A 14,565-nucleotide genomic window follows, 5' to 3' on the forward strand; every position below is an offset into this window, starting at 1 on the left:
CCCAGATATCTCAAGTTATTTAGAAACCAGAATAAAAGTTTACACCGGAATTTCAATGATAAATTCTGTACCTTGACCGATAACAGAATTACAATTCAATTTGCCGCTGTGGGTTGATTCGACGATTTGTTTTGCGATCGCCAATCCCAACCCCGTACCTTTACCCACACATTTCGTAGTAAATAGATGGTCAAATATTTTTGATTTGACTGATTCACTCATCCCTTTGCCGTTATCAGCAATGGCAATTTTCACGAAATTATTTTCGATTGAAGTTGTAATGGTAATTTGGTTGGGATTATCTTTGATGTCCTGAAGGTTGCGCCCGGTATTCGATTCATCTAATGCATCAATAGCATTAGCCAAAAGATTCATAAATACCTGATTTAATTGTCCAGGGAAGCATTCAACTTGCGGTAAATTTCCGTAGTTTGTAACAACTTCAATCGCCGGACGTTCAGGGTTAGCTTTCAAACGATGTTTGAGAATGAGAATAGTGCTATCGATACCTTCGTGGATATTAAACATCACTTTGTAATCGCGATCGGCACGAGAGAAAGTTCTCAAACTGGTGCTGATATTTTTCAATCTTTCGCACGCCATCGTCATGGAATCAAGCATTTTGGGCAAGTCTGATAAGCTATATTCCAAGTCAATTGATTCTGCATGGTCTTCGATTTCTTCACTTTTATTTGGGAAAGTTTCTTGATATAATTTCAGGTGTTCGGTAACATCGGCAATGGTGGGTTTAGTTTGTTGAAGACTGGCAGAAATAAAACCTAAAGGATTATTCATTTCGTGAGCAACACCAGCAACTAAGTTACCCAACACAGACATTTTCTCACTTTGAACAATTTGTAATTGAGCTTGTTGCAATGCCAGTTTCTGCTTGCTTGCGATCGCTAATATCTAAAAACAATCCATCCCAAACGATCGAACCATCATCCTGGCGATGGGTTCGCGTTTCTCCGTGAATCCACTTGACGATTCCTGAAGAGGTGATGATTCGCCCCTCCCAATGCCAAGAAGATAGCGTTTGAACGAGATCGCTTGTGGACTGCTGGTAAGAAGCGAAGTCCTCTGGATGCACCATTTGTGTGAGAAAATCTACATTGGCAGTAGCCTGCTCTGGGGTGATTTCATACAGGTTGTAACAGTCGGCGCTGATATAAGTCAGTGTGGAAACCCCATCAGGAGTCATCTGGTATTGATAAACTACTCCAGGCACGTTATCTACTAAGTTGTGGAAGCGAGACTGGGCCGTATTCAACTCCGACAGCGACTGTTCTAATTGTTGGGCATTTTCTAAGGAATGTTCGTAAAGTCGGGCATTTTCCAAGGAAATGGCAGCTTGAGCGCAAAGTAAGTTGAGAAGTTCGACGCGCTCTTTTGTAAAGGCCCCCGTGACTAAACTGTTTTCGAGATATAAAATGCCCATCAACTTCCCTTGATGCAAAATCGGGCTGCACAAGATACTTTTCGGCTGCTGGCGCATGATGTATGGGTCGTTGGCGAGAGTCAAATCGGCAGTTGCATCTAGTAGCACAACAGTCTGCTTGTCATGTTTGACTTTGTAAATCAGTCTGTGGGGAATGTCGTGACTATCTTCAATGGGAATACGCTGCAAGACAATTGGCTTTGAACCTGTGGTAATCGCTCCTTTGATTAACAGGCGCTCGTCTCGCAAGAGCATAAACACGCATTTATCAGCCCCCGCATTTTCAATGACGATCTCAAGTAACGATGAAAGCAGTTTTTCAAATTCGATTTCACCTGAGATAGTATGAGAAGCTTTGAGAATGGCAGCTAAATCTAAAGCAACAGATACATTACTACTGTCGGAAATGCTGGAACTGACGGATGTAACATTTGCCAATGTGAAGATTGTGTCTCTAGTGGAGAAGGGAGTATGGATTTGCTGGAGGATAGGGGTTAGCAGTTGCGGATAGTGTCTTTCCAGATCGGCAATTTTGGCCTTTGCACCCCATTTTGCGTAACAATAGTAAGCTTCTTGTATATAGCCTGCGGCGAATTTTTCTTTGCCCCATTCGAGGCAGAATTTACCTGCAAGTTCGTTTCCTAAGGCTTGTTCTTGCAGATAGCCATTGACTTCAGCAAGAGAAATAGCACTATCAAATAGTTCAATTGCTTCTGTTTTCTGTCCTGATAAAACGCTTAAAACTGCATTCACGAGATCGTACTTATGAGCAAAGTTTTCCGGACAACTAGCTGCCCATAGACTCAGTTGCACTTGGTTTGATTTAACTTTTTGGATGTAACTATTGTCTAAACCTAGAGAATGACTCCGGCAGTATTCAGCTATAGCAATAGATTGATAGAAATTGATCGCTGCAACCTGATATTTTCCAGTAATTGTACCAACGAGGTCTTCAGCCCCCTGAGCCGATTTCAATGCCTCCTCATAGCGTCCGTAAAAACAGAGAATTTTAGTTTTTAGGAGCAAATAGTGGCAAATTGCATAATCGCTGTTGTTTATTCTACATACTTCAAGATGCTGCTGCTCAGTCGGGATATCAAGAGCAGAACTAGCTGTCAGTTCAGCAAGCGCAATGTTTAATCCAGAGAGCACATCCACAGTAAGCTGATAGTTAAGTTTCTTGGCACAAAATTCTAAATATTCAGGAAGATTTTGCTGAATTTCTAATAGGTTTTCTCCTGCATAAAATGGATTGAGCAGCTTGTACATCAAAAGATTACCTGAGAAAACCATCTCCCCAGACTGTAGCCCAGCCACTAATCCTCGATCGAAAATAGGCCCTGAGCAACGCAAGGGACGCACCCATGAAAGCAGATTATTCCCCAGCATATAACAAGCTTTGCATAGATTATCTGCTTGCTTAAATCGTTTGGCTAAACTTTCTGCAAGTACTCCAAATTCATAGCCAGATCGATAGTTGCTTTGATAATATCCGAGATACATTCCATAGGCGGAAAATCCGTTTCCTGATTCAGCTATTACGCCAAAATTGAGAGATACTGAAACCATCGATAACGCGACGACAAAGTATAGTTCTGCCTTTTGGAGAACATAAACGGGTACGATTAAATTATTCAATATTTTGATAATCAGGCGTTTTTCTGGATCGGTGGCTTCTGGTTCATCAACGAGCTGCTCTATTGTGCGATCGCCTAATTTCAATTGAATCTCACGTTGGTAAGATTCAAGTTTCTCTAGTAAGTCTATTTCTGATAAATCAAAATTCAAGCAAGACAATGCCTTTTGTCCATACTGAAGTGCTTGGAGGTACTGACCTTGCAATGTGAACATCAAAATCGCTAGGTTAAAGGCTTCAGCTCTTTCAATTTGTTGTCTTGCAAAGCTAGAGATCGCTTCAACAATGGCTAGAGAAGATTGAAAATCTCCAGACAAATACTTAACTTCTGCGAGATTGAAATAAACATCTAAGGACTTCTCATAACATTGCTGCCAACTATCTGGAGGTAACAAGCTCTCAGCTACCGTAAAGTAGTTAACAGCAACTCCATAGGCAGTAGACTCTTTAGCCTTTTTCCCGGCAATAGAGTTTAGTTGTAAAAGTTCTGAACGTTCTTCCTGGCTTTGATGAAGTACCAAGCCCTCATTTAAGTGATTGACGATCGCAAAAATTTTACTGCCTTGTTCTTCTTTTGAAACATTAGCAAGCAGAAGTTTGCCAATTTGGAAGTGGGTTGCTTGTCTCAAAGTCTCAGGAATGAGAGAGTAAGCGGCTTGCTGTACTCGGTCGTGGAGAAACAGATAACTAACAGTAATGTTATCAACCGCTTCTACATCGTGTCCTTTGCCTTGGAAAAACTTGTAGGTTGAGTTTTCTGGAATAATTAACCCGTCTTGAAGCGATCGCCACAAGTCTGCTGCTACACTATCTTGAGTAGCTTCACAGACTACTGCTAAGGTTTCTAAATCAAATCGATTACCAATGCACGCCGCTAGCTTTAATACTTGCTGTGTTGCTTCTGGTAGCCTCTGCAATCGTCGGATCGTAAATTCCACAACATCATCGGTCAGCGCCAACTGTGTCACCTGGGTTAAGTCACACTGCCAATAGCCGGAGGAACGATTGAAAAAAATACATTCTTCCTCGTGCAGTCCGTACAAAAACTGAATGGTGAAAAATGGATTTCCCTGAGTTTTTTGGTAGACCAAGTGCGAAAGTGGCGCAGCGATATTATTTGAACACTGCAATGTATCGGCAACTAAACAAGTAATATCTAATTCATTCAAAGCAGCCAACATGAGAGTATTGAGATTGACACCTTGTTTTCTAATCTCATTGAAAGTTAGCATCAGCGGGTGGGCTGGAAAAACTTCATTATGCCGATAAGCTCCCAGTACGAGTAGATAGCCTGCTTCTGACTCGCTCATCAACAATTTCAAAAGGTTCAAAGAAGCAGAATCGGCCCACTGCAAATCATCGAGGAAGATCGCTAAGGGATGTTCTTTTTTCGTAAATACCCGAATAAATTTGCCAAAGAGCAGATTAAACCGATTCTGAGATGCACTCCCAACTAATTCAATTAGCGGGGGTTGGGAACCAATGATGTATTCTAGTTCGGGAATGACTTCAATCAGAACTTGTCCGTTTTCACCAACAGTCGCCAGGATTTGCTCCTTCCAGCGAGCTAATTCTGTATCGGATGCGCTGAGGATTTGTCCCATCAAGCTGCGAAAAGCTTGGACAAAGGCTGAAAACGGAATGTTGCGATTAAACTGGTCGTACTTCCCTTTGATGAAATAGCCGTACTGTCGGGTGATGGGTTTGTGGACTTCATTCACCACCGCAGTTTTGCCAATACCAGAAAAACCAGCCACTAGCATCAGTTCAGAACCGCCGCTAGCAACACGCTCGAAGGCTTTCAGTAAAGACTGAACTTCATTTTCCCGTCCGTAGAGTTTATCGGGGATAATGAAGCGATCGCACACATCATGCTGTGCTATTTCAAAGCTCTCAATCTTACCCGAAACTTGTAACTGATGCAGACAATTTTCTAAATCTAATTTCAGTCCTAATACATTCTGATATCTATCTTCAGCATTCTTCGCCATCAATTTACTGACAAGTTTTGATAGTACAGATGAAATTTCTGGATTAATTTCGTGTACTAATGGTGCGATTTTGGCAATATGAGAATGTACCAACTCCATTGGATTGTTGGACGCAAAAGGTAACTCTCCAGTGAGTAATTCGTAGAAAGTTATGCCGAGTGAATAAAAATCTGTGCGATAGTCAATCCCCCGATTCATTCTGCCTGTTTGTTCGGGAGAGATATAAGCTAATGTTCCTTCTAAAACATTGGGGTTAACGAGGGTTTGGGTTTCTCTTGGTAATAGTGATGCAATACTAAAGTCAATTAATTTAACTTGTTTGGTTTCGGGATTAATTAATATATTGCTAGGTTTAATATCTTTATGAATAATCCGCTCTTGGTAGAGTAAATTTAAGGTGTCGCAGAGTGCGATCGCTATTTCTAAAAACTCTTGTAGAGAAGCGATATGTAGCGTCTGGTCAGAGGTGAAATAATCTGTCAGAGAAATTCCCCCAAAGTCTTCCATGACTAAAACATAGCCATTTTGGTACGGTTCTAGGCTATAAGTTTGGACGATTAGAGGTGAGTGGAGATTTTTCGCAATCACATACTGATTGCGAAACGACAAGAGTTCGCTGAAATTGGGATAAGGATTTTTCAGCAGTTTGATTGCTACTCTTAAAGAGTCAGTTTCTCGAACTGCTTGATAAACCACGGTTCTCGAACCGTTGTAGATTTCTGCGGTAACGTTATATCCAGGAATTCTCACAAAAGTGGCTATCATACTGCTGAAGAAGTGATGATTTACTGATATAGTGTTCCCAGATATCTAAAGTTATTTAGAAACAAGAATAAAAATTTACACCGGAATTTCAATAATAAATTCAGTGCCTTGACCAACAACAGAGTTACAACTCAATTTGCCGCCGTGGGTTGATTCAACAATTTGCCGAGCGATCGCCAACCCTAACCCCGTTCCTTTACCTACACATTTCGTAGTAAACAAATGGTCAAAAATCTTTTGTTTTACCGATTCACTCATTCCCTGACCATTATCTGCAATAGCAATTTTTACGAAATCATTTTGCACGGCAGTAGTAATAGTAATTCGGTTGGGATTGGCTTGAATATCTGCCCCACTTCGCCCAATATTCGACTCTTCTAAAGCATCAATAGCATTAGCAATAATATTCATAAATACTGATTTAATTGTCCGGGGAAACATTCAACTGGCGGTAAATCGCCGTAGTTAGTGACAACTTCAATCGCCGGACGTTCAGAGTTAGCTTTGAGACGATGTTTCAAAATTAAAATCGTGCTATCAATACCTTCGTGGATATTAAAAGGTACTTTGTAATCGCGATCGGCACGAGAAAAAGTTCTCAAACTGGTGCTGATGTTTTTCAGCCTGTCGCATGCCATCGTCATCGAATTAAGCATTTTTGGCAAGTCTTCTAAGCTATATTCCAAGTCAATTTCTGACTCGTGGTCGAGGATTTCTTCACTCTTATCAGATAAAGTTTCTTGATAGAGTTTTAAGTGTTCGACAATATCGGCGATCGTGGGTTTAGCTTGTTTAATACTGGCAGAAATAAAACCCAAAGGATTATTCATTTCGTGGGCTACCCCAGCAACTAAGTTACCCAAAGCAGACATCTTTTCACTTTGGATCGTTTGTAATTGGGCGTTTTGTAAATCAATTAGTGCTTGTTCTAAGTCGAGTGATTTTTGCTCTAAAGCAAGTTCAGCAATTTTGCGTTTGTGAAGTGCTGCTTGCTGTTCGCTAATATCCAAAAATAAGCCATCCCAAACCATAGACCCATCAGCAAATCTTTGGACTCTTGATTCGCCATGAATCCACTTGATAATTCCAGAGGGTGTAACAATTCGTCCAGACCATTGCCAAGGAGATGAGGTTTGAATCGAATCAATCTGGGACTGCTGATAACTCACGACATCATCTGCATACACCAGATTGTCGAAAAACTGCCAATTAGATATGGCTTGCTCTGGGGTAATTTCCAGCAAGCTGTAACAGTCGGCACTAATGTAACTCAACGATATAACCCCATTGGCACTCATGCTGTATTGATAAACTACTCCAGGTACATTGTTTACTAAGTTATGAAAGCGAGACTGTGCAGCACTCAATTCGGCAAGCGATCGCTCTAATTGTTGGGCATATTCTAAGGAACGTTCGTAAAGTCGCGCATTTTCCAAGGAAATTGCAGCTTGAGCGCAGATTAAATTCAGGAGTTCGATGCGATCGCCCTTGGCGTTGGCGGAGCCATCGCTGGTGAATGCCCCCGTTGCTAAGTTATTTTCTAGATATAAAATGCCTCTCAACTTGCCTTGATGCAAAATCGGGCTACACAAAATACTCTTGGGCTGCTGACGTATGATATAGGGGTCGTTGGCTAAGGTGGGATCTGCTGTTGCATCCAGCAGGACAATAGTCTGACTATTATGCAAGACTTTGTAAATGAGCTTTTGGGGAATATCCTGACTCTCCTCCACAGGAATTTTCTGCAATACTACTGGTTCTGTTCCCAGAGTCATTGACCCTTTAATCAACAGGCGACTGTCTCGCAACAGTATTAACACGCATTTATCAGCCCCGGCATTTTCGATGACGATTCTCAGTAAAGATGCAAGCAGTTTTTCCAGTTCGATTTCACTGGAGATTGTGTGAGAAGCTTTGAGAATCGCTTCTAAATCTAAGGTATGTGAGAGACTGCTGCTAGAAGTGGCAGAAGTGGAAGTGACAGTCCCCAGGGCAAAGATAGTTTCATGAGTGGAAAGGGTCGAACAATTTTGCTGTAATACTGGAGCGAGTAATTGGGGATAGCGTTTTTCTAAATCTGCAACTTTGGCTTTTGCACCCCAGCGAGCATAGCCGTAGTAAGCTTCAATCATGTACTCCCCAGCAATGCGCTGTTTACCCCAATCTAGGTAAAACTTTGCTGCTAGTTCGTTGCCAAGGGCTTCATCCTGGATATATTCGTTGGCTTTAGCAAGATAAATTGCCTGGTCATATAGCTCAATTGCTTCGGTTTTTTGTCCTAACACTCGACATTTTTCAGCTGCTACCAAATCAACCTTATGCTGATAGTTCATTGGGGCATAGTGCGCCCAGTGCTGTAAAATAGTTTGGTTGTCTGCTACTCGCTCTAATGCGGTTGATACTTCGCCCGATCGCTGAGTCAATTGTGCTAGAGCAATCAAAGAATCATAGAAATAAAATGCAGGTTCGCCAACTGTACTTGCACCTCCCATGAAATAGTTTCTGCACTCAAGCGCAAGATTGTTTGCTGCCTCAAAGTCCCCAAACAAAAAGCCAAGGGTCAACTTATATGAGTAAAACATATATAAGCCATGCCAATCATTTGCAGACCGCAGCAGAGGCAGAAATTCTGTTTCTTGCAATGCAGAGCTAGAAAAAATAGTGGGATGTTCTGCAAAACCCAGTAAATTTAAAATTGCTTGCCAATAGATCAGACAGGAATTTGCCGATCCTAACTGCTTCAATTGCACTAAAGCATGATAGTAATTGCGTGTATTTTGCTCCAACTCAGCAAGGGGTTGACCGCAGTAAAAAGCATTCCGACAGAAAGTTTGAGCGCAATATCCAGCATATTCCAGATTGCCAATCTCTAGCCCCAGCGTGTAGCCCTCCTTCAAGACGGGTAAAGTTTCTGCAATGTGATAGTTTCGGTGGAGAATATAACCACCTAGCAGCAAAAATACTTCAGGTTTCGGCGCTTTATCATCAAATTTTAAAGCGAGATGCAATGCCAACTGGCCAAATTGTGCAGCTAAATCTATATCTTTCTGGATGTTACAGAGAACCAGGCTGTAGCAAGCATAGTTAGTAGCAGAAACAGAGATATTTCCGTGTCGCAGAGATAATTTGACGACCAAGGTCGTTAATAATGGATACAAAAGAGAGCCACAGCTGTAAGCGGTTGCCATGATACTGCTGGCGATCTGGGTAATGGCTATTTTCTTGGCATCGGTCATGACAGGGAGATCGGCAAAATCTTCAACTTTTTGGTCGCCAATGAATTCGCTAATTTCTTGGATTGATTGCTGAATATCTGCCATTGTGGGTGATTCGGTCATCGTTATCCCCAATTGTTGTAAGAGATTGATGCCGATGCCCAATACTTCAGTAAATTGCATTTGGGAAACCTTGGCTTGAATCCTAATGCGGTAAACATTGACCTTTTCTAGTAAGTCATGGGCCTGTTCAATGACAATATTAATGAACTGTTCCATCGCCTCAAAATCACCACCCAGCATTGCCACTTCTGCCGCTAATTCATGGAAAGCGAGGGTCATTTCATAGTGTTGTTGCCAAGCTTGTCCCAACAAAGATAATCCCACGGTGGCATATTCATGGGCTGCTTGATAGGCGGTTGAAGTTTTGGCTTTGCGACAAGCAATTAAATTGAGTTGGGCTAATTCTTCTCGTTGGGTTTGTTGGGTAATTAAAGCAGTTCCGTGATTTAATTGATTGACGATTTCAAAAATCCGGTCAACTCTAGCTTGTGCGGAAATCTGTTGTAGCAGCAGTTGTCCGATTTGGTAATGAGTCGTTTGTTTTTGGTTATCAGGAATCAGGGAATAAGCTGCTTGTTGCGCTCTGTCATGTAAGAATTTGTAAGAAACTGTCATTTGTCCTTGGTCATTGGTCATTTGTTCGCTCTTGTCTAATGACAAATGACTACTCGCCCTGAGCGGAGCCGTTCGACGAAGTCGTTCCCGAAGGGTAGGGATGACTAATGACTGTTGTTGATAAAATTTATAAACATTCACCAATTGGTAAAACCAACCCTTCTTGCAAAGCTTTCCATAAAGCCGCAGCCGTGTCAATTTCCGATTGTTGCGAAACAATCGCCAAAGTTGCTAAATCAAATTGAGCGCCAATACAGGCAGCAAGTTTGAGTACATTTTGAGTTTCATCGGGCAACTTTTGCAATTGCATTGCCATGAACTCTACTACATCATCGGTGAGCGCGAGTGTCTTCACTACTGCAATATCGCACTGCCAATGTCCGCCATTGAAGTCAAAAGTAATGTATCCTTCCTCGTGCAAAGCTTTGAGAAATTGGGTGGCAAAGAAGGGGTTGCCTTTGTGCATTAGCTGAATATCAGTTTCACTCAATAGTTGTGACATCAAGTCGCGGAAAGCTTGTACAAAAGCACTCAAAGGAATGTTGCGCTTGAATTGATCGTATTTGCCTTTGATGAAGTAGCCGCGCTGCCTGACAATCGGTTTATGCACTTCGTTGACGACGGCGGTTTTGCCAATTCCAGAAAACCCTGCAACGAGCATCATTTCTACCCCCCTATGTCCCGATTCAGGGGGGTTAGCGACTCTATCAAAGGCTTGCAGTAAAGTTGCTGCTTCGCTTTCTCGTCCGTAGAGTTTGTCGGGGATAATGAAGCGATCGCACACATCCCGACTCGCTATTTCAAAACTTTCAATCTTACCCGAAACTTGTAACTGATGCAGACAATTTTCTAAATCAAACTTCAGTCCTAATGCACTCTGATATCTATCTTCGACGTTTTTCGCCATCAACTTCATGACGATATCATCTAGTACTTGAGGAATTTCTCTTTCTGATTTGCTCGTCAATTTTTCTGGAAGTTTTGCAATATGAGAATGTACCAACTCCATTGGATCGTTTGATGCAAAAGGTAATTCTCCCGTCAGTAATTCGTAGAAAGTTACGCCGAGTGAATATAAGTCTGTGCGGTAGTCAATCCCCCGATTCATTCTGCCTGTTTGTTCGGGGGAAATATAAGCAAGTGTCCCTTCTAACACATTGAGATTGACGAAGGTTTGGGTTTCTCTTGGTAATAGAGATGCAATACTAAAGTCGATTAATTTAACTTGTTTGGTTTGGGGATTAATTAATATATTGCTGGGTTTGATATCTTTATGAATAATGCGCTCGCGGTAGAGTAAATCTAAGGTGTCGCAGAGGGCGATCGCAATTTCTAAAAATTCTTGTAGAGATTGTCGGCTTTGGCTGAGGAGCCATTCTTTGAGAGAAATCCCCCCAAATTCCATTACCAACGCATAGCCATTCTGATAGGGTTGGAGGCTGTAGCTTTGGACGATTAGCGGTGAGTTGAGATTTTTCGCAATGGCGTACTGATTGCGAAACGACAAAAGTTCGCCAAAACTCGGATATGGATTTTTCAGCAGTTTGATCGTTACTGGTAATGAGTCACTCTCTCGATACCCTCGATAAACTAGGGTTCTCGAACCATTGTAGAGTTCTTCGTTAACCTTGTATCCAGGAATATTTACAAAAGTGCTAACCATGCTGCTAAATCTTTAAGACTCCAAATTTAGTATTCCCAGATGTCTGAAATTGTTTACTAAACGAGCCAAAAATTATACTTAAATTTCAACGATAAATTCTGTCCCCTTACCCAGAACTGAGTTAAAATGCAATTTTCTGTTGTGAGTCTCTTCGACGATTTGTCGAGCGATCGCAAGTCCCAATCCTGTACCTTTACAACCGCTTTTGTAGTAAATCAATGGTCAAATATTTTCGATTTTATTTGTTGATTCATTCCCTTGTCATTGAAAGCAAAAATTTTGCCAATTAGGAATTTGGATAATTCTTCCTTACTGTTGTGAATCCAAAACACGTCACAGTTTTAACTGGTAAGGTAAGGACGACAAACCCTGTAATTTTTGCTAATACAGAAGTGCAGTTCAGCTTGCCACACTGAGTTTCCTTGATAATTTGGCGTTAGCGTTCGCGGAGCGTCTCGAAGAGAAGCTCACCGTTGGCGTTCGCGTTAGCGTCTCTGAAAGAGAAGCCTCTCGTAGAGAAGGTATCGCTAGCTTTGTTAATTTTTATAACTCAAGCTTGATTAAAAACCGTGCCTAACACTAGCTAACAGGGGTAATTTATTAACAGTTGCACAGTTAAATACACTTAAGTTAATCTTTAAACTACCTATGGCAATACTTGTCGGGTTTTGGGGAAAAGGGGAAGAAGAAAGGGGAAAGAAAAAACCTTTACCCTTTAACCTTTACCCTTTAACCTTTACCCTTTAACCTTTACCCCAAACCCAATGCCGAGTTAAAAATGGTTAACCGAGCAGTATTGCTACCTATGGGCACTCCAATTAAAGGCATATTTAGAATCAATCGACAACAATACAAAAGATGATTAACTATTAACTTAATGATTAACAGACGCCAATTTTTAAAAGGGGGTGACAGCACTTTCTAGCTTATCTTTAGGTGGTTGTGGCTGGAGGCTAGCTGAAGTACGTGCTAATTCTAATACCAATAGTCAGCGCGACCAACTTTATATCTTTACCTGGACGCAATATACTGACAATCAATTATTGAAAACTTTTAGCGCTCAAACTGGCATAAAAGTGCTGGCAGATGTCTATGATTCCAATGATGTCATGCTGGCTAAATTGCAAGCTGGAGGCGGTGGCACTTACAGCATCATCAATCCATCTGATTATATGGTGCAGAAGATGGTAGACAAAGGTTTGCTAACAGAAATAAATCACGATCGCTTAATCGGTCTAGAGAATTTATTTCCTCGGTTTGAAAATCCTAGTTATGACCCCAATAACCGCTATAGTATCCCTTTTAATTGGGGAACAACAGGTTTACTTTATAATTCCGAAAAAATTAAAGATGCACCCCAAGACTGGGATTACCTTTGGCAAAATCAAGAGCAACTTAATCAACGAATGACTTTGCTCAATGATGTTCGAGAAGTGATGGGTGCAACCTTACGAATGCTCGGTTATTCTTATAACTCAAAAAATGAACAAGAAATCAAACAAGCTTATGAAAAATTGAAAGTTTTAAAACCTGCGATCGCCCGTTTTGACACCGACGCTTGGCAAAATCAAATTCTGGCAGGAGATTTATTATTGGCAATGTGTTATTCGGCAGATGCAGTGAAAATCTCTCAAGAAAATCCTAAATTCAAATATGTGATTCCTCGTAGTGGTTCTTCATTATGGACAGACACTATTGTAATTCCCAACACAGCCCCCAACCAAGCTGGAGCCTATGCTTGGATTAACATGATTTTGCAACCAGAAATCGCAGCCCAAATCACTCAACGCCTGAATATTTCTACGCCGAATAGCGCCGGATTTGAGGAATTACCAAAAACAATTCAAAACAACACTAATTTGTTTCCGCCAGAGTCACTGTTAAAAAATTGCGAACGTGTTACACCTGTAGGAGAATTTGAAGAGGTTTACGATCGTTATTGGACTCAATTAACTAGCAGTTAAAAGAGTTAGAAGTTAGGAGTTGGGAGTGATTAATTCAATTAACTAGCAGTTAAAAGAGTTAGGAGTTGGGAGTTAAGAGTGATTAATTTGGAAAAAAATGAAATTTCTAAAATAGACAAATTGCAGCACCCCGTTAGAAATTGGCTGCAACCCTTGGTATTGCTTGCACCATCTGGGATTTGGCTATTACTTTTGTTGGTGCTGCCATCTTTGCTCATTTTCGAGTTAAGTTTAGTTGCAGATATCCGACCGGGAGATTTGGTCAACCCCAACGGATTCAAAAACTACATCCGAATATTTGACTCCCTTTACGTGCAAGTAATTTGGCGATCGCTATTTTTTGCGTTTGGTACTACCATTATTTGTTTAATTTTGGGGTTCCCCGTCGCCTATTGGATTGCTCAGATAGCGCCACAGCGTTGGCGAAATTTACTGCTATTAGGCTTTGTTCTACCTTTGTGGACTTCTTCCTTACTCCGTTCTTATGCATGGATTACAATTCTTCGTCCTACTGGTTTATTAAACAGTTTACTCAGCAATTTAGGCTTGCCTACTTGGGAATTACTTAACAATAGTCAAGCTGTATTGATTGGCATGAGTTACAGCTTATTACCTTATATGGTTTTGATTTTATATGCTTCTCTTGAAAAGCTAGACAAGCGGTTGTTAGAAGCTGCGGCTGATTTAGGTGCAAATCCGGTGGAAACTTTTTTCCAAGTAACCGTACCGCAAATTTTTACGGGAATTGCGGCTGCTTCCATGCTTGTATTCATCACAGGCTTAGGGGATTTTGTCGATCCAGAATTACTCGGTGGTGCTTCTAGTATGACGGCGGCGCGGTTAGTTTATAATCAGTTTCTTGGAGCAACGCAAAATTGGGGATTTGGTTCAGCCTTGAGTATGACGTTAATTTTGCTAGTTAGTATTGCGATCGCACTTTTAATCAAGTTTGGGGAAGCTACACCCAAACGCTAAACTTTTGGTCGCTCACTTATAATAAAGGCATCAAACGCTAGCGAGACAACGGTTATGCTCTCACCCGATCTCAAAAATGCGTTACCAACTACTGACGAACTTCCCTGTTCAGACGATACACCAGTGGATAACGAAGATTAAAACACAGATCCAGAACAGGCACAACAAGAGCGATCGCGGGCTGAACAATTAGCCGAGTATTTACGTTCTCTAGGTGTAGATCCAAATAATCTACCTGGT

General features: G+C 41.3%; 3 protein-coding genes and 4 pseudogenes. 2 read left to right on the plus strand and 5 right to left on the minus strand.

The window, feature by feature from the left end:
* Nucleotides 1–39: 39 nt before the first annotated feature.
* From NSTCB13_RS35900 to NSTCB13_RS35915, 4 genes and pseudogenes are all read right to left on the minus strand, one after another.
* Nucleotides 40–876, minus strand: a pseudogene (locus NSTCB13_RS35900) (sensor histidine kinase); the annotation flags it as partial.
* On the minus strand, nucleotides 842–5,830 hold the full coding sequence (locus NSTCB13_RS35905) for an AAA family ATPase (RefSeq protein ID WP_448275760.1): 4,989 nt from the start codon (nucleotides 5,828–5,830) through the stop codon (nucleotides 842–844). The gene NSTCB13_RS35905 and the pseudogene NSTCB13_RS35900, both read right to left, overlap by 35 nt.
* A gap of 75 nt (nucleotides 5,831–5,905) precedes the next feature.
* A pseudogene (locus NSTCB13_RS35910) lies at nucleotides 5,906–11,386 on the minus strand (protein kinase domain-containing protein).
* A 78-nt stretch (nucleotides 11,387–11,464) separates the two neighbouring features.
* Nucleotides 11,465–11,652: pseudogene (locus NSTCB13_RS35915) on the minus strand (ATP-binding protein); the annotation flags it as partial.
* Between the two features lie 611 nt (nucleotides 11,653–12,263).
* On the opposite strand from NSTCB13_RS35915, the pseudogene NSTCB13_RS35920 reads away from it, so the two are divergent.
* Nucleotides 12,264–13,350, plus strand: a pseudogene (locus NSTCB13_RS35920) (ABC transporter substrate-binding protein).
* A gap of 81 nt (nucleotides 13,351–13,431) precedes the next feature.
* Nucleotides 13,432–14,325, plus strand: a complete 894-nt coding sequence (locus tag NSTCB13_RS35925) for an ABC transporter permease (protein ID WP_445632130.1) — start codon at nucleotides 13,432–13,434, stop codon at nucleotides 14,323–14,325.
* Between the two features lie 88 nt (nucleotides 14,326–14,413).
* Here the strand turns inward: NSTCB13_RS35925 and NSTCB13_RS35930 are convergent, their stop codons facing one another.
* Nucleotides 14,414–14,551 carry a hypothetical protein gene (locus tag NSTCB13_RS35930; protein ID WP_448275761.1) on the minus strand — a complete coding sequence of 46 codons (138 nt, stop codon included), beginning with the start codon at nucleotides 14,549–14,551 and terminating at the stop codon, nucleotides 14,414–14,416.
* Between the last annotated feature and the right edge of the window lie 14 nt (nucleotides 14,552–14,565).

The organism is Nostoc sp. DSM 114160 (genome assembly GCF_053470305.1).

Bases quoted from the DNA above. Each gene is read 5' to 3' on its own strand.
- NSTCB13_RS35905 (WP_448275760.1), bottom strand. From the start codon at position 5,830: ATGATAGCCACTTTTGTGAGAATTCCTGGATATAACGTTACCGCAGAA.